Source organism: Bradyrhizobium cosmicum (assembly GCF_032290525.1).
In the GTDB taxonomy this organism is placed as follows: domain Bacteria; phylum Pseudomonadota; class Alphaproteobacteria; order Rhizobiales; family Xanthobacteraceae; genus Bradyrhizobium; species Bradyrhizobium cosmicum_A.
Window position 1 is genome coordinate 449,378 of sequence record NZ_JASXTA010000001.1, and the last position, 18,386, is coordinate 467,763.

An 18,386-nucleotide genomic window follows, 5' to 3' on the forward strand; every position below is an offset into this window, starting at 1 on the left:
ATTTGAGAGATGGCCAAGAAGAAGCGCGGCGATGCTCACGGCGGCGGTCACGGCTGGTTCGTGACCTTCGCCGATCTCATGGGGCTGATGATGAGCTTCTTCGTGATGCTCGTCGCGTTCTCGACGCAGGACGCCAACAAGCTGAAGATCGTCGCCGGCTCGATGCGCGACGCCTTCGGCGTACAAAGCGAAGCGCGCTACGCCGGCATCGTCGAATCCGACGGGCTGCCGACCCGTCCGCGCCTGAAGAACGTCGACCATATCCAGCCCGAGGACGCCTCCAACACGCCGACCCCGGACCAGGAGGACCGCAACAAGACCTCCGGCGCGAAGATCAAGGTCGATCGCAACTTCGCGCTTGCGGCGGCCTCGCTGCGCCAGGCGCTGCAGGACATGCCGGAACTGACCGAGATGTCCAAGCACATCATGTTCGAGGAGACCAAGCAGGGCCTCAATCTGGAGATCGTCGACCAGGACGGCCGCTCGATGTTCGCCGACGGCTCCAGGGTGCCCTATGACCGCACCCGCCGCCTGATCGAGAAGCTCGCGATTCCGCTCAAGGCCACGCCGCTCCGCGTCTCCATCGCCGGCCATACCGCTGCCGGATTCGTGCCGACCCGCAGCGACTACGGCGGCTTCGACCTATCGGCCGACCGCGCCAATGCCGTGCGCCAGATCCTCGAGCGTGAGGGGCTGCCGGCCTCGCACATCTTCGCCGTCGCCGGCAAGGCGGACACCCAGCCGCTGTTTCCGGACGATCCCTCGCTTGCCGCCAACCGGCGGGTGACCATCACCCTGATGCGCGAAGATCCGCCGCTGCCGCCGAACCTGAAGCCGTAAAGCGATGGCGAGCGTTCCGATCCGACGGGAACGGAAGGCATCGGGCACTTGCTCTACCATCTTACCTGAGGCATGTCGTCGCGCGGCGACGACCGTTGCTGCGCCGTCACAGCATCGGCCCCGGCGCCTGCTATGGTGGTGCGCCGATTGACAGGCGCGCCGGAAACGTCGAAAGGCGCCGGATCAATTCTCGGGAACAAGCGTTTCTAGTTTCACATGACGGCGAGCATCACATCGACCGAGACCCAGGAAGGGCCGGTCACCTCGGGTTTTTGGTCCCTCACGCTTGGGAGCATCGGCGTCGTCTTCGGCGATATCGGGACATCGCCGCTCTACGCATTCCACGAGGCGGTCAGGGGCGCGGCCCATGGTGAGCCCGTCTCGCGGGTCATGGTGCTCGGCGTGCTCTCGCTGATCCTCTGGGCGCTCTTCGTCGTCGTCACCGCCAAATACGTCCTGCTGCTGCTGCGCGCCGACAATAACGGGGAGGGCGGTACGCTCTCGCTGATGGCACTGGGCCAGCGCGCACTCGGGCGGCGGAGCTGGTTCCTGATGGCGCTCGGCGTGGTTGGCGCCTCCATGTTCATCGGCGATTCCATGATCACGCCCGCGATCTCGGTGTTGTCGGCGGTCGAAGGCCTGAAGCTCGTAACCCCCGCCTTCGAACATTATGTCGTACCGCTCACAGTCATCATCCTGGTGTTGCTGTTCGCGGTGCAGAGCAAGGGGACGGCGCTGGTGGCCTCGGCCTTCGGGCCGGTGATGGTGGTCTGGTTTACCGTTCTTGCGGTGATGGGCGCCGTTCACATCGCCGACGATCCCTCGGTGCTCGCTGCGATCAACCCCTATTACGCGGTGCAATTCCTGCTCTCGCACGGCACGATCGGCCTGGTGACGTTGGGCGCCGTATTCCTCGCGGTGACCGGCGGCGAGGCGCTCTATGCCGATCTCGGCCATTTCGGCCGCAAGCCGATCCAGTCGGCCTGGATGTTCTTCGTGCTGCCCGCGCTGCTGATCAACTATTTCGGACAGGGCGCACTGGTGCTGTCCGATCCCAGCGCGGTCGAGCATTCGTTCTACCGTATGGTGCCGGAGAGCCTCGTGCTGCCGCTGGTTGGGCTGGCGACCGCCGCGACCGTGATCGCGAGCCAGGCGGTGATCACCGGCGCCTATTCGCTGGTCTATCAGGCTGTGCAACTCGGCCTCCTGCCGCGCTTCGAGGTGCGCTTCACCTCGGAAACTCACGCCGGTCAGATCTATCTGCCGCGCGTCAATCGGCTGCTCCTGATCGGCGTGATGTTGCTGGTACTGTTGTTCCGCACCCCCAGCAATCTTGCCTCGGCCTACGGCATCGCGGTCTCCACCACCATGGTTGCCGACGGCATCATGGGCTTCATCGTGATCTGGAAACTATGGAACTGGCGCGCCGCAACGGCCGCGGTCGTGATCTTGCCGTTCGTCGTGGTCGACATGGCCTTCTTCAGCGCCAATTTGTTGAAGCTCCTCGAAGGCGCCTGGGTGCCGCTGCTGTTCGGTGTCGCCATGGCGGGAACAATCTGGACGTGGCGGAAGGGCTCGGGAATCCTGATCCAGAAGACGCGCCGGATCGAGGTGCCGCTGGATGACCTGATCCGCAGCCTGGAGAAGCGGCCGCCACACATCGTCAAGGGCACGGCGGTGTTCCTGACCAGCGATCCCTCCTTCGTACCCACCGCGCTGTTGCACAATCTGAAGCACAACAAGGTGCTGCACGAGCACAACGTGGTCCTGACCATCGAGACCGCGCATACGCCGCGCGTCGACCTGTCGGAGCGATTCCGGATGGAGAAGATCAGCGACAAGTTCTCAAAGGTCCGGCTGCGCTTCGGCTACATGGAGCAGCCGAACGTGCCCAAGGCGCTCGCGATCGCTCGCAAGCAGGGCTGGCAGTTCGATATCATGTCGACGTCGTTCTTCGTGTCCCGCCGCTCGTTGAAGGCCTCGGCCCAGTCGGGCATGCCGCTGTGGCAGGACCATCTCTTCATCGCGCTGAGCCGATCCGCCAATGATGCCACCGACTACTTCCAGATTCCCACCGGACGGGTGGTCGAAGTCGGCACGCAGGTCACCATCTGAACGCAATTGGCAGAGCTATGCAAATTTGCATAGCGGCGGACCAGAATAGGGCTAGGCTATGCCATCAGCGCAGGCCTATAAGCCGCGCGCTCTTCCGCCGTTGTGCAGTGAAGCATTTTTAGAGGCCATCGGGCTCTCCCATGACAAGTGACGTAGCGATTTCCGCCCCGGAAACGGCGGCGGCCAATGGGCATGGCGATACTCACAGGACCGCCCGATCCGGTGCGCTGACGCTCGGCAGCATCGGGGTTGTCTACGGCGATATCGGTACCAGCCCGCTCTACGCGTTCCGCGAGGCGGTGATGGCGGCATCCGGCGCGGAGGGGCTTCCGACGCCGGCCGCCGTGCTTGGTGTGCTCTCGCTGATCCTGTGGGCGCTGATCGTCGTGGTGACGCTCAAATACGTCGTGATCCTGCTCCGCGCCGACAACAATGGCGAGGGCGGCACGCTGGCGCTGATGGCGCTGGCTCAGCGCGCCGTCGGCAGCCGAGCTCCCGCAATCGTCCTGCTCGGCATCATCTCCGGCGCCCTGTTCTACGGCGACGCGGTGATCACGCCGGCGCTCTCCGTGCTGTCGGCCATCGAAGGCATGAAGGACGTCACGCTGCACTTCGAGCCCTACATCGTGCCCCTGACGGTGATCATCCTGGTCTGCCTGTTCGCCGTGCAGTCGCGCGGCACCGCCCGTGTCGCTGCGTTTTTCGGCCCGATCATGTGCGTCTGGTTCGCGGTGATCGCGGCGGCGGCGATCCATCCGATCATCCAGCAGCCGCAGGTGCTGTACGCGCTGAACCCGCTCTACGCCGTGTCGTTCATGCTCCACCACGGGATCATCGGCTTCGTGACGCTGGGTGCGGTGTTCCTGGCGGTCACCGGCGCCGAGGCGCTCTATGCCGACCTTGGCCATTTCGGCAAGCGGCCGATCCAGACCGCCTGGCTGTTCATCGTGCTGCCGTCGCTGGCGCTGAACTATCTGGGGCAGGGCGCTCTCGTCCTCGGCGATCCCGGCGCGATCGTCAGCCCGTTCTTCCAGCTCTTCCCGCAAGGGTTTTTCCGCGGCTGCATGGTCGTCCTCGCCACCGCCGCCACGGTCATCGCGAGCCAGGCGGTCATCACCGGCGCCTATTCGCTGACGCGCCAGGCGATTCAGCTCGGTCTGCTGCCCCGCTTTGAAATTCGCCATACCTCTGAAGCCCATTCGGGCCAGATCTTCATCCCGCGTATCAACCAGCTTCTGCTGGTTGCCGTGGTCCTGCTGGTGCTGCTGTTCCGCTCGTCCAGCGCGCTGGCGTCGGCCTACGGCATCTCCGTCACCGGCACCATGGTGGTCACGGCGATGATGGGTTTCGTGGTGATCTGGAAGATCTGGAAATGGTCGCCGTTCACGGCCGCCGCCCTGATCGCGCCGTTTCTGTTCCTCGACCTGACTTTCCTCGCCGCCAATCTCCTCAAGGTGTTCGAGGGCGGCTGGGTGCCGCTGGCGCTCGGCGCGCTCATGATCATCCTGATGTACACGTGGCGGCGTGGCAGCCGGCTGCTGTTCGAGAAGTCGCGCAAGCTCGAATTCCCGCTCGCCGACCTCGTGGCGATGCTGGAGAAGCGGCCGCCGCAGCGGGTGCCCGGCACCGCGGTGTTCCTGACCTCGGACCCGCTCAGCGCGCCGACCGCGCTGATGCATAGTCTGAAACACTACAAGGTGCTGCACGAGAAGAACGTCATTCTCACCATCGAGACCGCACAGACCCCGCGCATCGATCCGGCCGAGCACGTCAAGCTGGAGCAGATCTCCCCGACCTTCTCCAAGGTGACGCTGAAGTTCGGCTTCATGGAATCGCCCAACGTGCCGAAGGCGCTGGCGATCGCCCGCAAGCTCGGCTGGCAGTTCGACATCATGTCGACCTCGTTCTTCCTGTCGCGGCGGGCGCTGAAGCCCGCCGCCCATTCCGGCATGCCGCGCTGGCAGGACCGGCTGTTCATCTCGCTCAGCCGCTCCGCCAACGACGCCACCGACTATTTCCAGATCCCGAGCGGCCGCGTGGTCGAGGTCGGAACCCAGGTGACGATCTAAGGCCGGGATTCAGAGCGCACTTCAAGTCGCTGCAATTTAGCCTTAGCTTGCGCTGCGCGGCTCAAGCCTTTGTAGCGCTTGATTTTCACTGGCCGAGAGGCGAGGTTGCCGCCCGCCGGGATCGCCCCGGGAAGCGGCCCGCGACGTTGGAGGATGATGTGGCAAATCAAGTGCAGGATCTGACCCCGGACGAGGTCTCCAAGGGTGTCGCGGAAGGGCGGTATCTGCTCGTCGACGTTCGGGAGCCGAACGAGGCCGAGGCCGAGGCCTATCCTTACGGCGTCGTGGTGCCGCTCTCGACCTTCGATCCCAAGGCGATCCCCGATCCCGCCGGCAAGGAGGTCGTGTTCGCCTGCCGCTCGGGCAAGCGCTCGGTGACGGCTTCGCTCGCGGCGCAGGAAGCGGGCCTGCCTTACGACAAGCATCTGGCCGGCGGCATGCTGGGATGGAAGGCGGCGGGTCTTCCCAGCAAGGTCGGCGGCTGATCCGGCCGATGTCCAAGAGCTCGTCCCTGAACAAGGTCTTCGCCGACCTTCCCGTCACCATCTTCGAGGCGATGTCGCAGGCCGCGCGCGACAATGCCGCCATCAATCTCGGCCAGGGCTTTCCTGACGATCCCGGCCCCGAGGACATCCGCCGCGCCGCGGCCGATGCCTCCCTGAACGGCTACAACCAATATCCGTCGATGATGGGCCTGCCGGAGCTGCGCCAGGCGATCGCGACTCATTACGGCCATTGGCACGGCCTCAAGCTCGATCCGATGAGCGAGGTGATGGTGACCTCCGGCGGCACCGAGGCCCTGACCTCGGCTATCCTCGCGGTGGTCCAGCCCGGCGACGAGGTGGTCTGTTTCCAGCCGGTCTATGATTCCTACCTGCCGATCATCCGCCAGGCCGGCGGCATCCCGCGCCTCGTCCGTCTCGAGCCGCCGCACTGGCGGCTGAACGAGGACATGCTGAAAAGCGTCTTTAATTCAAAGACCAAGGCGGTGCTGTTCAACAATCCCTTGAATCCCTCGGCGGTGGTCTATCCGCGCGAGGACCTCGAGTTGCTCGCGCGCTACTGCCAGGAGTTCGACGTCATCGCGATCTGCGACGAGGTCTGGGAGCACGTTACCTTCGACGAGCACAAGCACATCCCGCTGATCACCATCCCCGGCATGCGCGAGCGCACCATCAAGGTCGGCTCGGCCGGCAAGATCTTCTCGCTGACGGGCTGGAAGATCGGCTTCGTCTGCGCCGCGCCGCCGCTCTTGCGTGTTGCGGCCAAGGTGCATCAGTTCCTGACCTTCACCACCGCGCCGAACCTCCAGGCGGCCGTCGCCTACGGCCTCGGCAAGCCCGACGACTACTTCCTGTCGATGCGCAAGGACCTAGCGCGGAGCAGGGACCGTTTGACCAAGGGCCTCGAAAGCCTGGGCTTCCCCGTCTTGAAGTCGCAGGGCACCTACTTCCTCACCGTCGACCTGTCGCCGCTCGGGCTCAACGAGAGCGACACCGAGTTCTGCTGGCGGATCGTGAAGGATTACAAAGTGGCGGCGATCCCGGTCTCGGCGTTCTACGAGCAGGATCCGGTGACCTCGGTGGTCCGCTTCTGCTTTGCCAAGAAGGACGAGACCCTCGACACCGCGCTGGAGCGGCTGTCGGACGCGGTACGCGGGCGCAAGAGGGTAGATTTGAGATGACGACCGTCAGCCGCTCATGGGTTCGCCTTGGTCTCGTGGTGGCCGCGACGCTGACGTTGCTGTCCGCCCCCGCCGGGGCCGAGGAGCGGGTCGTCAATTTCTACAACTGGTCCAACTACATGGCGCCGGATGTCCTTGAAACCTTCACCAGGGAAACCGGCATCAAGGTGGTCTACGACACCTTCGACGCCAACGAGACGCTGGAGACCCGCCTGATGGCCGGCAAGTCCGGTTACGACGTGGTGGTGCCCACGGCTTATTTCCTCCAGCGCCAGATCAAGGCCAACATCTTTCAGAAGCTCGACAAGGCGAAGTTGCCGAACCTTAGCCATGCTTGGCCGGTGGTGACGCAGCGCCTGGCCATCTACGATCCCGGCAATGTCTACGCCGCCAATTACATGTGGGGCACGACCGGCATCGGCTACAACGTCGCCAAGGTGAAGCAGATCCTGGGACCTGACGCCAAGATCGACAGCTGGGACATCGTCTTCAAGCCGGAGAACCTCGCAAAATTCAAGGACTGCGGCGTCCACATGCTCGACTCCGCCGACGACATCTTTCCGGCGGCACTGAGCTGGCTCGGGCTCGATCCGAACTCGACCAGGCAGGCGGACCTCGAGAAGGCCGCTGACGTCGTCGCCAAGGTTCGCCCGTCGGTGCGAAAATTCCACTCGTCCGAATATCTCAGCGCGCTCGCCACCGGCGAGATCTGCTTCGTGGTCGGCTGGTCCGGCGACATCATGCAGGCCCGCGCGCGGGCGGCCGAGGCCAAAAACGGTATCGAGATCGGCTATGCGATTCCGAAAGAGGGCGCGCAGATGTTCTTCGACAATCTCGCGATCCCCGCCGACGCGAAGAACGTCAAGGAAGCCTACGAGCTGATCAACTACCTCTACCGCCCCGACGTCGCCGCCAAGAACTCGGACTTTCTGTCCTACGCGAGCGGCAACCTCGCCAGCCAGAAGCTGGTCGATCCGAAGATACTGGGCGACAAGAACATCTATCCGGACGAGGCGACGCTCGCAAAGCTGTTCGTGATCACGGCGCGTGAGCCGGCGACCCAGCGGGTTATCAACCGGCTTTGGACGAAGGTGAAGACGGGGCGGTGAGACGCTGAGAGGAAGCGGACGCGCATCTTGCTCAATCGTCATGCCCGGGCTTGTCCCGGGCGTCCACGTCTTTCGTGCCGTGTGGCGATGCGTGGATGGCCGGGACAAGCCCCGGCATGACGGAAAGAGTTGCGTCCCTACCGCCACCTGCGGTGCAGCCACAACCACTGCTCCGGATGCTCGCGCACCCAGCTTTCCACCACGCTCGTGATCGCCTGCGTCGTGCCCTGGATGTCGATCTTGCCGTCGGCGTCGCGCACCGGCTTGACTTCCTCGGTCAGCTCGCCGCGGAAGCGGCCGCCGGGCAGGCGGATGATGCGGACGCCGTGGATCGGGCATTCGACTTGGCGGAGCAGGCGCGCCAGCATCGGGTTGGCGCGGGTCTTGCGGCCGAAGAAGGTGACCTCGACGCCGCCGGTCAGATACTGGTCGATCAGCATGGCGACGTGCTTGCCGTCCTTCAGCGCCTGCGCGAGCCGCAGCGGCGCGTCGCGGCCCGCGGGGATCAGCGTGCCCATGTTGACCTGCCGCATCTCCTGGATGATGCGATCGGCTGAGGCGATGTTCGGCCGGCGATAGAGGATGGCGGTATCCAGCTCATGCGCCACCGCGGCGAGCGCAGGCAATTCCCAGTTGGCAAGATGCGCGGCGAAGATCAGCGCCGGCTTGCCGTCGTCGCGGATCTGGTCGAACAGCTCGATGCTGCGCGGCGACAGTTCGATCCGGCTGTTGTCCGGATTGTCGCGGTCATAGTCCCAGACCTGGTCCATATGGGCGAATTCGGCGCCGACGCGGCCGAGATTGTCCCAGACGCCCATCAGGATGTTTTCGATCTCGTCCGGCGACTTCTCCGGAAAAGCCGCGGCAAGGTTGGCGCGGCCGATGCGGTGCTCGCGCAGGCGCGGGCCGATCAGCTTCGTCGCGCGCGCGAAGAAATCCGAGGTCTTGATCGGATCGAAATAGCGCGTGGTGCGCAGCATGCCGACGGTGGCGGCCCCGATCAGGCTTCCGCCGAGCGATTTGGCTGCCTCCCGCGCGCGGGCCTTTATGCTCGCAGGAAGCAGCGCCATGCGTCCGGTCAGGCCGGTTCGCGGGTGAGGATCAGCGAGGCGTTCTGGCCGCCGAAGCCGAACGAGTTCGACATCACCGCGGTGACGCGTGCGTCGCGCGCCTTGTTGCCGACGACGTCGAACAGGATCGTGGGATCCGGAGTCTCGTAGTTGATGGTCGGCGGAATGCGCTGATGCTCGAGCGTCAGCAGCGAGAAGATCGCCTCGACCGCGCCGGCGGCCGAGATGGTGTGGCCGACCATCGACTTGTTGGAGGTGACCGGGATCTTCTGCGCGAGTTCGCCGAACACGGCGGACGTCGTGTTGAATTCCATCTTGTCGTTCTCGGGCGTCGCGGTGCCGTGGGCGTTGATGTGGTCGATCTGGTCCGGCGTCATGCCGGCGTCGGCCAGCGTCTTGTTCATGCAGCCGATGATCGGCTTGCCGTCGGGCGAGGAGCGGGTGCGATGGAAGGAATCGGTGAGCTCGCCGCAGCCGGCGATCACGCCGAGGATTCTTGCGCCGCGGGCGGTCGCCGCCTCATAGCTCTCCAGCACCAGGGCGCCGGCGCCTTCGGCCATGACGAAGCCGTCGCGGTTCTTGGAGAAGGGGCGGGAGGCCGCCTGCGGCGGATCGTTCTGGGTCGACAGTGCCGACAGTAGCGAGAAGCGCACCAGCGCTTCCGGATTCACGGTGCCGTCAGTCGCAACGCATAGCGCCGCATCGGTCTCGCCACGGCGGATCGCCTCCACGCCGAGCTGGATCGAAGTCGCGCCCGAGGCGCAGGCCGTCGACAGCGAGATCGGCGAGCCCTTGGTGCCGAAGGTCTCGGCAAGGTAGGCTGCGACAGAGCCGAACATGAAGCGGTGATGATAGGCGCTGTACTTGCCGCCGCCGGAGATACGCAAGAGATCGTCATAGGTGAAGTCGGGCGCGCCGACCGCGCGGCCGAGCTCGCGGCGTTGCGGCCATTCCACCTCGACCGGCGCAACCGCAAGGAAAAGGGGACCCGGGAAATCAGCCTTGGCGCCGATGCCGGCCTGCTCGAGCGCTTCCTCGGTCACGATCTCAGCCATCCGCTCGGACAGGCCGGTGGACGAGAACGGATCGACGCTGACGAAATCCACCGTGCCGGCCATCGTCGTCTTCAGGCCATCGACCGGAAAGCGCGTGATGGTGCGGATACCGGATTCGCCGGCGACGAGCTTCGCCCAATTGTCGGCCTTGCCCGCGCCGAGCGAGGTCATGATGCCCATGCCGGTGACGACGACGACGGGACGTCCGAGTTTGTCGCGTGGTGCAGTCATGTCGATCCCCCGACCAAGCTAAAGCATCATCCAGTTAAAGCGCGACGCGCTTCAGCTCACGGCCTCGACCAGCGCCATGCCTTCGCCGCGCCAGTGTCCGGCTCCCACCACTACAATCTGGGTGGGCGCCCCCTGCATTTCAATCTCGGTCCCGGTGGAATCGTTCGGCGGGAACAGCGCGGCGCGTGAGATCGAGAGCGCAGCGAGCGCAATGCCGAGCGGGAATTGGGTTTCCATGGTGTGGCCGAACATCGTGCCGGTCGAGCGCACCGGGAGGTCGGCATGGCCCTTCAGGAAGCCGCGCTCCTCGGAGGTCGCGGGCTCCGCGCCGGTCGCACCCGTGATGATCGCGCCCCTGCCTTCGCGCTTCGGCAGCTTGGCCCACAGCTTCTCCAGCGTCGCGGCCATGTCGCCGGGCTGCTTGCGCCGGGCGAGGTCGGCGACGACACTCGACAGTTTTGCGAACGGCTTTGCGCCGCGCGCTTCCGCATGCGCCTTCGACTCCAGCACCAGGAACGCACCGGCCGAGCCGAGCGCGAAGCCGGCATGGTCCTTGCGCGCCCAGACCGGGGCGAACTTGTTCTTCAGATTGAAGTCGCCGAATTCGTAAAGGACCATTAGATCCTTGCGCTCGCCATTATGCGAGCCTCCGATCAGCGCAATGTCGCTCTCGCCCGAGGCGATGCGCGACAATGCTATGCGCGCCGCATCGGCGCCCGCGACCTCTTCGCCCATGAAGGTGCGCGAGGTGCCGCCAAGACCGTGCACGATGGCGATGTTGCCGGCGAGGAGATTGGAGAGCTGGGCCAGAAACAGCGTCGGCCGAAGGTCGCTCATCAGCCGTTCGTTGAGGAAGCCGGGCGCATTGGCGCCCTTGGCCTCGGCCGTGAGCACGCCGGTGTCGACATTGAGGTCGCGCTCGCCGCCGCCGGCCGCGACCACCATGTCGATCTTCGACAGGATGTCCTTGTTGCCCTTGATCCCGGCGGAATCGAGCGCAAGGCCCGCGGCGTAGGTGCCGATGCGCTGCCAGGCTTCCATCTGGCGCTGGTCGCCCTTCTTCGGGATCTGGCTGTCGAACGTAACGGGCATCAGGGGATGCACGATGTAGGGCGCAAAGCCCTTCTCGTCGACATTGATGCGCTTCTCCTGAAGCGCGGCCCAGTTGGCGTCCAGGCCTTCGCCGAGCGAGGTGGCAAGGCCAATGCCGGTGATCCAGACTTCCGTCTGGCCGGGCTTCGAAGCAGTCTCAGTCATGGCGATACGGCCTGTTGCGGAAAGCCGACGCGTTTTGCGACCGCGTCCATGAAGCCGCGCATATCCGCATTGGGGAACGGGATCTGCGTGAAGGTGAGCGTTGAATTCGCGCGCAGCTTGCCGCCGACCTTGATCTTGGCGTCAGTCACAGCGTAGCCGGAGCCTTGATGCGACAGGGTCGCCTCGATGGTCATGAGGTCGCCGGGCAGAACCGACCCGCGGATCTTGGCCTCCTTGACGGCAGCCAGGATCGGCATGCGCTCGAACTTGAGCACGCCGAGCTGAAGCCAGCCGGAGGCCTGCGCCATCGATTCGATCAGGAGTACGCCGGGCATCAGGGGATAGCCCGGGAAGTGCCCCTCGAAGATGGTGCTCTCCTTCGGGACCTGAGCCTCGACGACGATCGTCTTCGCGTCGACGTTGAGGTCGACGACGCGATCGATCATGTGGAAATATTCGAGTTGCATGACTGCGCGCTTAGGCGCTCGCGCCCTTGGCCGCAACCAGTTCGTCGATGCGGGCGCACAGATTCTTCAGCACGAAATACTGTTCCGTGGTTGCCTTGCCGTCGTTGACCTCCTGGGTCCACTTTTCCAGCGGCAGTTTGATGCCGAACTGCTTGTCGATCGCGAACGCGATGTCCAGGAAATCGAGGCTGTCGATGCCGAGGTCATCGATGGCGTGGCTATCCGGCGTGATCGTGTCGCGCGGGATGTCGCAGGTTTCAGCGATGATCGTAGCGACCTGATCGAATGTGGAGGACATCACTAAGCCTTTGATATATTGCGGATATTGTCAGATGTTCCAGAGCGGCGTGGTGGGTGGGCAATCGCGCCCCTGATGACGCCCTCAAACCCCCTCTGGCCGGGTTGAAAGCCCGTATATCGGAGCGCCGCCCCGAGTTCAATGGAGCCGGGCGGGCCAAGGGGACAGCAAGGGACGGCGCCGGGGATGCCGTCGGCAGGGCTTCCGCCGGCTGGCCGGTGGCAGGTCTCGACTAAATCTGCGGCGTCGCGATCCTGGCGCAGTCCCGGCGGCCCATCAGCACGCAATCCTGGGTCCGGCGCAGGTCGGCGATGCTCACCGCGAGCCAGATCCCGACCGCGGTCAGCGCGATGGTGAAGGCGAGCGCGGCGATATTGGCGAGCATGCGGTGGCGGAAATGGTCCGGTTCAGCGCGGGGCTGCTCGTAGCGCGACAAGTCGAGCGGCTCGGGTGCGACGCGCAGCGGCTTCACGCTGCCGCTGCCCCGTGGCGCCGCCGGCGAAGGCGAGTTGCGCGGCCTGAACTGGAGCACCCGGTGCTCGTCATCCGAGCTGATGGGCCGCTGGGTCTTCATGGTGCGGGGATCACTCCGAAGCAGCGATTTTAGATAGCATAGGTCGTAAACGCGGTGCAGGAAATCTTCTCAACGCGCACGTGCATTGCGCTTTAGCACTATCTCTCATGGGTTGCGTCGCGACAACCGTCATTGGAGCGCGTAGAACGCATTTTGCCGCCACAGGGGCCGTGGCATAATCGAGGGAACCGGACCACCGGCTGCATCCACGTGAGAGGCCTTCGACCATGACCACGACCAACGCGCGCGAGCCGAGAGTGCATCCGGTGCCGATCCTGTCGCTGCGGCCGACGCAGATGACGGTCGGCATGCGCGAGGTCAAGGAGAAGCGCCAACGATGGCGCGAGCACGGCAAGAAGAAGCAGTCCGAGCTGCTCGGCAGCCACATGATCCCGGTCGTCTACGGACCCGACCAGCGCTATTACGTGATCGACCATCATCATCTCGGCCGCGCGCTGCATGACGAGGGCGTCAAGGAGGTGCTGGTGACAGTGGTCGGCAATCTCAGGATGGTCGAGCGCGAGGCCTTTTGGGGCGTGATGGACAACAAGCGCTGGGTCTATCCTTACGACGCCAAGGGCGAGCGGCGGCCGTTCCGCGATTTGCCGAAATCGGTGGTCGATCTCAAAGACGATCCCTTCCGCAGCCTTGCCGGCGAACTGCGCCGCATCGGGGGCTTTGCCAAGGATACCACGCCGTTCTCGGAATTCCTGTGGGCCGATTTTCTGCGCCGAAAACTGTCGCGCAAGCCGGTGGACGCCGATTTCGACGAAGCGCTGGAGAAGGCGCTGGTGGCAGCCAAGAGCAAGGATGCGATCTATCTGCCCGGCTGGTGCGGGCCGGCGTCGGACGACTAGGCGCAGGCGCTTGCGTCCAGATGCCCCGCGGGCCACGAGCCGGATCTTATCACGGCTGCTTGAGCGACATCATTTTCCGCATCCATGAAGCGGTCCTGAAACAGAGCCGTCCCATTTATATGGATTGGTCGAGCTCACACAGGAGGCATGAATGCGCCGTCTGGTTTTCGTAATTGCCTTGCTCGCGGTCGCCGTAGCAGGGATATCGGCCTCATTTGCCGCGGTTCACCACGCGAAGACGCTGACGTTTTCCGAACGTTTTGCTCCAGCCCTGGAATTGATGGCGAAGCGCTAGCGGCCTAGCGCTTCGCGGGGCAGGTCACTTCGGATGTTGCGGGCCCGGTGAGGACAGCAGGCGCTCCATCTCCGCGGCGGCCTTGCCGTCGCGGACCTTCTGCAACAGCGCGTGGCGCTCGGCGCCGGCCGGCGTCTTCTCGGCGGCGGCGCGGGCCTCCCGCGTGAACTTGTCCAGACGCTCCTGGAGCGTCAGGGCCGGTCGCCTACGATTGCGCTTCTTGATCATGAGTTGCCCTTTCCAGCGCATAGACAATCACGCGTGGGCAAGTCGCGTCCTTAACTTTTGTTGGAACCGAACGAGCCCATCGCGGGTTTTCATTGCAGCGGCGCCGCGACGCCGCGAATTTTTCACCAACAACGCGGAGATTCCCTGTGCCCGGCGACGCGATCCGCGCGGCGCTAGTCAGTCGCCTGCGCATCTCCTCCACTATCTCGGAGGACGACATCAGGGAGATCGAAGCCCTTCCCATCTCTGCGCGACAATTTCCCGCCGAAACGCCCGTCGTTCGCGACGGCGAGCGGGCGACCGATTGCTGCCTTATCGCCGACGGCTTCTGCGTGCGCTCCAAGACGATTGCGAGCGGCAAGCGTCAAATCCTCTCGATCCACATACCCGGCGAAATCCCGGATCTGATGAGCCTGTTCCTGCGCGTGATGGATCACGAGCTGTCGACGCTGACGCCGTCGACGCTGGGCTTCATCAGCCACGAGACGCTGCAGAAGCTGCACCGGCGCAGCCCGAATATCGCGGAGGTGTTCTGGCGGGACACGCTGATCGACGCCGCGATGTTTCGCGAATGGATCGTCAATGTCGGCCAGCGTCCCGCACCCTCGCGGCTCGCCCATGTCATGATCGAATTGCGTGAACGACTCAGGATCATCGGGCGGGTCGACGGCAGCAATTTCGAGATGCCGCTGACCCAGGAGCAGATCGGCGACGCGCTGGGCATTACCGCGGTCCACGCCAACCGCGTCATCAAGCAATTGCGCCAGGAAGGAGTCGTCGAGCTTCACCGCGGCCGCGTCACCGTGCTCGACGAACGGAAATTTTTGGAGCTGGCCGATTTCGACGACCGTTATCTGCACCAGTCGCCAACACTTTGAGGCGCTCGATGTCTGCCCGTTGGCGCGAAGAGGCTTGATCTGTCGCAAACCCCCGCAGGTGCGGATTGCTAAGGTCTGCCGGCATGATTGCCGAGACGGCGCGTGTCGTCAGGCCGCTCGGGTCATGCTGACCGGAGACCTCACCGTGAACGCTATCTTTCGCATTGTCTTTGTCGCTGCGGGCGCCATCACCGCTTTGTTCGTCGCGCGTGATGCCCTGAATTTTACCATCATCCAGACGTTCGTCGCCGTTCTGCTCGTCACCGCCATCGTCGGTGCGGTAAGCTTCTGGAGTCTGCGGCGAAAGACGTAAGCACGGAGGACCGGGCTCCAGGCGAAGCGGGATTTCGGGCCAGTCCCGTTAGGTCATTGCGTGTCGGTCACGTCTTCGGCAGCCGTCCCATCAGGTAGAACTCCTCGTTCGGGCGCATGCCCGTGAAGTTCGCCAGCCGGTTCGACAGCGCGAAGAAGGCGGAGATCGCGGCGATGTCCCAGACCTCGTCGTCGCTGAAGCCGTGCGGCGCGAGCGCCGTGAAATCATCCTCGCAGATACGCTGTGCATCGGCCGAGACCTTCATCGCGAAATCGAGCATCGCCTTCTGCCGCGGCGTGATGTCGGCCTTGCGGTAGTTCACCGCGACCTGATCGGCGATCAGCGGGTTCTTGGCGCGGATGCGCAGGATCGCGCCGTGCGCGATCACGCAATACTGGCACTGGTTGGCCGCCGAGGTCGCCACCACGATCATCTCGCGCTCGGCCTTGGTGAGGCCGCCGTCCTTCTCCATCAGCGCGTCGTGATAGGCGAAGAACGCACGGAATTCGTCGGGCCGGTAGGCCAGCGTCAGGAAGACGTTCGGCACGAAGCCGCTCTTCTCCTGCACGGCGAGCAGGCGCGTGCGCATGTCCTCAGGGAGCGTGTCGATTGCGGGGGCGGGAAAGCGTTGTGCTGCGGTTTTTGTCATGAGCATGGTTCCGGCTTGGGGCCGGCAACCATAGTCGATGCGGGCGGCAGGCTCAACGTGCGGCTCTGGTGCCCCGGACGCAACGCAGCGCTTCTTCAGCGGTGCGCTGCAGAGCCGGGGTCCATGTTTCCGAGAGTGTGGTGCGTGTGGCGTGGGTCCCGGCTCTGCGCAGCAGCGTTGCACGCTGCGGCGCGTCCGGGACACGAGAGCATTTTTACCGCAGCGGCTTCTTCAGCAGAGAGAAGCGGTCCGGATCCAGTCCCATCGAGGGTTGCAGCATCGGGGCTTCGAGGCTGGACACCGTCTTTGCGGGCGGGGCCGAGAACACCGGATCGTTCGGCACGTCGCGCTGCGAGGTGGCGCCGCGCCAGCGCTCGAGCACGGCTCCGACGAAATGCATGTCATGGCCGGAGGTGACGGACGGGACGCTGCTGATGGTGGCTTCGCCGCGCGGCAATTGATGCGGCGGCACTTCCTTGAAGCGCAAGCGCGTCGGCAGCGCGACGCCTTCCCCGAACGCCAGCACCTCGCGGGTGCCGAGCGACGGCACGAAGGACAAAAGGTTCGCAGCGGCATCCGACACCGCGGCCCGCAGCAGCGCCTGGTCGCGCTCGTTGGCAAGACGCATCGTGAACAGCGTGTTGCACTGGGAGATGATGGTGGCGTCGAGCTCGGCCGGGCGCTGGGTGATGAGGCCGAGATAGACGCCGTATTTGCGGCCCTCCTTGGCGATGCGCGACACCGCCTTGCGGGTCGGGCCGAAGCCGACATTGCGGTCTGCGGAGGCATAGCGGTGCGCCTCCTCGCAGACGAACAGCATCGGCGAGACGCCATCGCTCCACAGGCCGAAATCGAAGGCCATGCGGCACAGCACCGAGACGACGGAATCGATGACCTCGGCCGGGAAGCCGGCGAGCTGCATCACCGTCATCGGCTTGCCGTTCGCCGGCAGTCGGAATAGATGGCTGATCACCTCGGCCATGGTGTCGCCGCCGACATTGGCGTTGTCGAACATGAAAGCGTAGCGCGGATCGTTGCGCACGGCCTCAATGCGCGAGATCAGCTTGTGATAGATGATGCGCGAGGAGCGGTTTTCCAGCTTGCCCATGCGCTCGTCGATCAGCGACATCAGGTCGACCAGGCGATAGGGCACCGGCGTGTCGATGGTGTAGCCGATCTGTTTGGGATCGATGCGCTTGAGGCCGATGCGATCGGCGTTCTGATACTGGGTGTAGACGCCCTTGGCGAGCGGGATCACCTCGGCGAGGACGTCGAGCTCCTCCGGCACGCCGGCGCGGCCGCCGAACAGCACGTCGACGATTTCCTCGAAGTTGAACAGCCAGAACGGCAGCTTGAGGTTTCGCGGATTGAGCACCAGCGCGCGGTCGCCGAAGCAGCGGCCATATTCGTTGTGCACGTCGAGCAGGAAGATGCGAAGGTTCGGCCGTGCCTTGAGAATCTCGTTGAGCAGCAGCGACACGCCGGTCGATTTGCCGACGCCGGTCGATCCTAGCACCGCGAAATGCTTGGACAGCATCTCCTCGATGTCGACATAGGCGACGACGGAACGATCCTGCTGGAGGAAGCCGACATTGATCTGGTCCGACCCGGTCGGCGCGTAGATCGTGCGCAGCTCCTGGCTCGTGATCAGGTCGACGGAATCGCCGATGGTCGGATAGTTGGTGACGCCGCGCTGGAATTTGGCCTTGTCGGCGGCGTTGTGGATTTCGCCGAGCAGGTCGACAGACGCGATGGCGATGTAATTGTCGGCGCTCGACAGGTTTTCGCAGGACACTTCGGTGATCATCGCGACGATGACTGAGCTGGCGCAGCGGATGCTGACGAAGCGGCCGACGGTCGCCCGAACCTCCGAGACCGGCATCCGGCTTTCCGCCAGAAGGCCGACCCGGGCGAGCGATCCGCGAACCGAAATCACGCGTCCAAAGGATGTCACGATGGATGAACCTGGCAAGAACGAGGAGATTTGCTTGCAGACTATGCCCGGCCGTCGCTGCACAAACGGTTAAACGGCGGGCGCGGGTGCTTCGTTAAATCCGCGAGAATTCCGCCGGTAAAATTTGTTCCCGGTGCATACTTGCAGGCGGAAATGGCGGGGAAAAGCTGCGTTTCTGGTCAATCGGCCGAAAGTGCCCTTAATGAAGGATTTACCATCCGGGCAGCTGGCCCGCGCTTCCGGGCGGGCAAAGTAGACGCCAACCGAGGCGCGGGCAGCGGAACAGGGTCGTTTTGGTTTGTTGACCTGGCCTAACTATTTGTACATTAGTACAAATGAACGGCGGCCGTCGGTGGCGGGCTGGATATTTTGCGGACGCATTGCCGCTGCCCGCCGTGCCAATTGCGCGATCCGGTGATTTGGATTGCAGCCATGCCTTGGAG

Annotated in this window: 19 protein-coding genes; 10 read left to right on the forward strand and 9 right to left on the reverse strand. The window is 64.3% G+C overall.

Annotated elements, in window-relative coordinates; translation table 11 throughout:
• Positions 1–9 precede the first annotated feature (9 nt).
• The 6 genes from QSV46_RS02130 to QSV46_RS02155 all read left to right on the forward strand — a co-directional run bounded on the left by QSV46_RS02130 (position 10) and on the right by QSV46_RS02155 (position 7,817).
• Positions 10–840 carry a flagellar motor protein MotB gene (locus QSV46_RS02130; protein WP_314945548.1) on the forward strand — a complete coding sequence of 277 codons (831 nt, stop codon included), beginning with the start codon at positions 10–12 and terminating at the stop codon, positions 838–840.
• A 216-nt stretch (positions 841–1,056) separates the two neighbouring features.
• Positions 1,057–2,955 (forward strand): potassium transporter Kup, encoded by a 1,899-nt coding sequence (locus QSV46_RS02135; protein WP_314945550.1) that lies wholly within the window; start codon positions 1,057–1,059, stop codon positions 2,953–2,955.
• A 140-nt stretch (positions 2,956–3,095) separates the two neighbouring features.
• On the forward strand, positions 3,096–5,024 hold the full coding sequence (locus QSV46_RS02140) for a potassium transporter Kup (protein WP_314945552.1): 1,929 nt from the start codon (positions 3,096–3,098) through the stop codon (positions 5,022–5,024).
• 158 nt (positions 5,025–5,182) lie between these two features.
• Positions 5,183–5,509, forward strand: a complete 327-nt coding sequence (locus QSV46_RS02145) for a rhodanese-like domain-containing protein (protein WP_314945554.1) — start codon at positions 5,183–5,185, stop codon at positions 5,507–5,509.
• Positions 5,510–5,517: 8 nt separating this feature from the next.
• On the forward strand, positions 5,518–6,708 hold the full coding sequence (locus QSV46_RS02150) for an aminotransferase (protein ID WP_314945555.1): 1,191 nt from the start codon (positions 5,518–5,520) through the stop codon (positions 6,706–6,708).
• Positions 6,705–7,817, forward strand: coding sequence for a polyamine ABC transporter substrate-binding protein (locus QSV46_RS02155; RefSeq protein ID WP_314945557.1), 1,113 nt, complete (start codon positions 6,705–6,707; stop codon positions 7,815–7,817). The genes QSV46_RS02150 and QSV46_RS02155 overlap by 4 nt, the downstream gene beginning before the upstream one ends.
• A 137-nt stretch (positions 7,818–7,954) precedes the next feature.
• Here QSV46_RS02155 and QSV46_RS02160 read toward each other — a convergent pair whose 3' ends face one another.
• From QSV46_RS02160 to QSV46_RS02185, 6 genes are all read right to left on the reverse strand, one after another.
• The gene (locus QSV46_RS02160; RefSeq protein ID WP_314945558.1) at positions 7,955–8,887 is read right to left on the reverse strand and encodes a lipid A biosynthesis lauroyl acyltransferase; all 933 of its coding nucleotides are present in this window, start codon (positions 8,885–8,887) and stop codon (positions 7,955–7,957) included.
• An 8-nt stretch (positions 8,888–8,895) separates the two neighbouring features.
• Complete coding sequence (locus QSV46_RS02165) at positions 8,896–10,173, reverse strand: beta-ketoacyl-ACP synthase (RefSeq protein WP_314945561.1); 1,278 nt, start codon at positions 10,171–10,173, stop codon at positions 8,896–8,898.
• A gap of 51 nt (positions 10,174–10,224) precedes the next feature.
• The gene (locus QSV46_RS02170; RefSeq protein WP_314945564.1) at positions 10,225–11,430 is read right to left on the reverse strand and encodes a beta-ketoacyl-ACP synthase; all 1,206 of its coding nucleotides are present in this window, start codon (positions 11,428–11,430) and stop codon (positions 10,225–10,227) included.
• Positions 11,427–11,897, reverse strand: a complete 471-nt coding sequence (locus QSV46_RS02175; RefSeq protein WP_314945566.1) for a 3-hydroxyacyl-ACP dehydratase FabZ family protein — start codon at positions 11,895–11,897, stop codon at positions 11,427–11,429. Before QSV46_RS02175 ends, QSV46_RS02170 begins: the two co-directional genes overlap by 4 nt.
• Before the next feature lie 10 nt (positions 11,898–11,907).
• Entirely contained in the window at positions 11,908–12,195 is a 288-nt protein-coding gene (locus QSV46_RS02180; protein ID WP_007592476.1) for an acyl carrier protein, read from the reverse strand.
• 232 nt (positions 12,196–12,427) lie between these two features.
• Complete coding sequence (locus tag QSV46_RS02185; protein ID WP_314945712.1) at positions 12,428–12,769, reverse strand: hypothetical protein; 342 nt, start codon at positions 12,767–12,769, stop codon at positions 12,428–12,430.
• 227 nt (positions 12,770–12,996) lie between these two features.
• On the opposite strand from QSV46_RS02185, the gene QSV46_RS02190 reads away from it, so the two are divergent.
• A complete protein-coding gene (locus tag QSV46_RS02190) occupies positions 12,997–13,626 on the forward strand; it encodes a ParB-like protein (protein ID WP_314945715.1) in 630 nt (209 codons plus the stop codon).
• A gap of 151 nt (positions 13,627–13,777) precedes the next feature.
• Positions 13,778–13,921, forward strand: coding sequence for a hypothetical protein (locus tag QSV46_RS02195; protein ID WP_314945718.1), 144 nt, complete (start codon positions 13,778–13,780; stop codon positions 13,919–13,921).
• 24 nt (positions 13,922–13,945) lie between these two features.
• Here QSV46_RS02195 and QSV46_RS02200 read toward each other — a convergent pair whose 3' ends face one another.
• Positions 13,946–14,149 (reverse strand): hypothetical protein, encoded by a 204-nt coding sequence (locus QSV46_RS02200; RefSeq protein WP_314945721.1) that lies wholly within the window; start codon positions 14,147–14,149, stop codon positions 13,946–13,948.
• A gap of 146 nt (positions 14,150–14,295) precedes the next feature.
• On the opposite strand from QSV46_RS02200, the gene QSV46_RS02205 reads away from it, so the two are divergent.
• Together QSV46_RS02205 and QSV46_RS02210 are read left to right on the forward strand one after the other, a co-directional pair.
• A complete protein-coding gene (locus QSV46_RS02205; protein ID WP_314945724.1) occupies positions 14,296–15,027 on the forward strand; it encodes a Crp/Fnr family transcriptional regulator in 732 nt (243 codons plus the stop codon).
• A gap of 124 nt (positions 15,028–15,151) precedes the next feature.
• Positions 15,152–15,340 (forward strand): hypothetical protein, encoded by a 189-nt coding sequence (locus tag QSV46_RS02210; RefSeq protein WP_314946498.1) that lies wholly within the window; start codon positions 15,152–15,154, stop codon positions 15,338–15,340.
• A gap of 67 nt (positions 15,341–15,407) precedes the next feature.
• Here the strand turns inward: QSV46_RS02210 and QSV46_RS02215 are convergent, their stop codons facing one another.
• Both QSV46_RS02215 and QSV46_RS02220 read right to left on the reverse strand, forming a co-directional pair.
• Positions 15,408–15,989: a peroxidase-related enzyme gene (locus tag QSV46_RS02215; RefSeq protein WP_314945727.1), complete on the reverse strand. Its 582-nt coding sequence runs from the start codon at positions 15,987–15,989 to the stop codon at positions 15,408–15,410.
• A gap of 214 nt (positions 15,990–16,203) precedes the next feature.
• A complete protein-coding gene (locus QSV46_RS02220; protein ID WP_314945730.1) occupies positions 16,204–17,943 on the reverse strand; it encodes an ATP-binding protein in 1,740 nt (579 codons plus the stop codon).
• Positions 17,944–18,386: the final 443 nt, after the last annotated feature.

Excerpts from the sequence above, each read along its gene's own strand:
- QSV46_RS02130 (WP_314945548.1), top strand. The coding sequence starts at position 10 with ATGGCCAAGAAGAAGCGCGGCGATGCTCACGGCGGCGGTCACGGCTGG.
- QSV46_RS02135 (WP_314945550.1), top strand. The coding sequence starts at position 1,057 with ATGACGGCGAGCATCACATCGACCGAGACCCAGGAAGGGCCGGTCACC.
- QSV46_RS02140 (WP_314945552.1), top strand. The coding sequence starts at position 3,096 with ATGACAAGTGACGTAGCGATTTCCGCCCCGGAAACGGCGGCGGCCAAT.
- QSV46_RS02150 (WP_314945555.1), top strand. The coding sequence starts at position 5,518 with ATGTCCAAGAGCTCGTCCCTGAACAAGGTCTTCGCCGACCTTCCCGTC.
- QSV46_RS02155 (WP_314945557.1), top strand. The coding sequence starts at position 6,705 with ATGACGACCGTCAGCCGCTCATGGGTTCGCCTTGGTCTCGTGGTGGCC.
- QSV46_RS02160 (WP_314945558.1), bottom strand. The coding sequence starts at position 8,887 with ATGGCGCTGCTTCCTGCGAGCATAAAGGCCCGCGCGCGGGAGGCAGCC.
- QSV46_RS02165 (WP_314945561.1), bottom strand. The coding sequence starts at position 10,173 with ATGACTGCACCACGCGACAAACTCGGACGTCCCGTCGTCGTCGTCACC.
- QSV46_RS02170 (WP_314945564.1), bottom strand. The coding sequence starts at position 11,430 with ATGACTGAGACTGCTTCGAAGCCCGGCCAGACGGAAGTCTGGATCACC.
- QSV46_RS02175 (WP_314945566.1), bottom strand. The coding sequence starts at position 11,897 with ATGCAACTCGAATATTTCCACATGATCGATCGCGTCGTCGACCTCAAC.
- QSV46_RS02180 (WP_007592476.1), bottom strand. The coding sequence starts at position 12,195 with ATGTCCTCCACATTCGATCAGGTCGCTACGATCATCGCTGAAACCTGC.
- QSV46_RS02185 (WP_314945712.1), bottom strand. The coding sequence starts at position 12,769 with ATGAAGACCCAGCGGCCCATCAGCTCGGATGACGAGCACCGGGTGCTC.
- QSV46_RS02190 (WP_314945715.1), top strand. The coding sequence starts at position 12,997 with ATGACCACGACCAACGCGCGCGAGCCGAGAGTGCATCCGGTGCCGATC.
- QSV46_RS02195 (WP_314945718.1), top strand. The coding sequence starts at position 13,778 with ATGCGCCGTCTGGTTTTCGTAATTGCCTTGCTCGCGGTCGCCGTAGCA.
- QSV46_RS02200 (WP_314945721.1), bottom strand. The coding sequence starts at position 14,149 with ATGATCAAGAAGCGCAATCGTAGGCGACCGGCCCTGACGCTCCAGGAG.
- QSV46_RS02210 (WP_314946498.1), top strand. The coding sequence starts at position 15,152 with ATGCTGACCGGAGACCTCACCGTGAACGCTATCTTTCGCATTGTCTTT.
- QSV46_RS02215 (WP_314945727.1), bottom strand. The coding sequence starts at position 15,989 with ATGACAAAAACCGCAGCACAACGCTTTCCCGCCCCCGCAATCGACACG.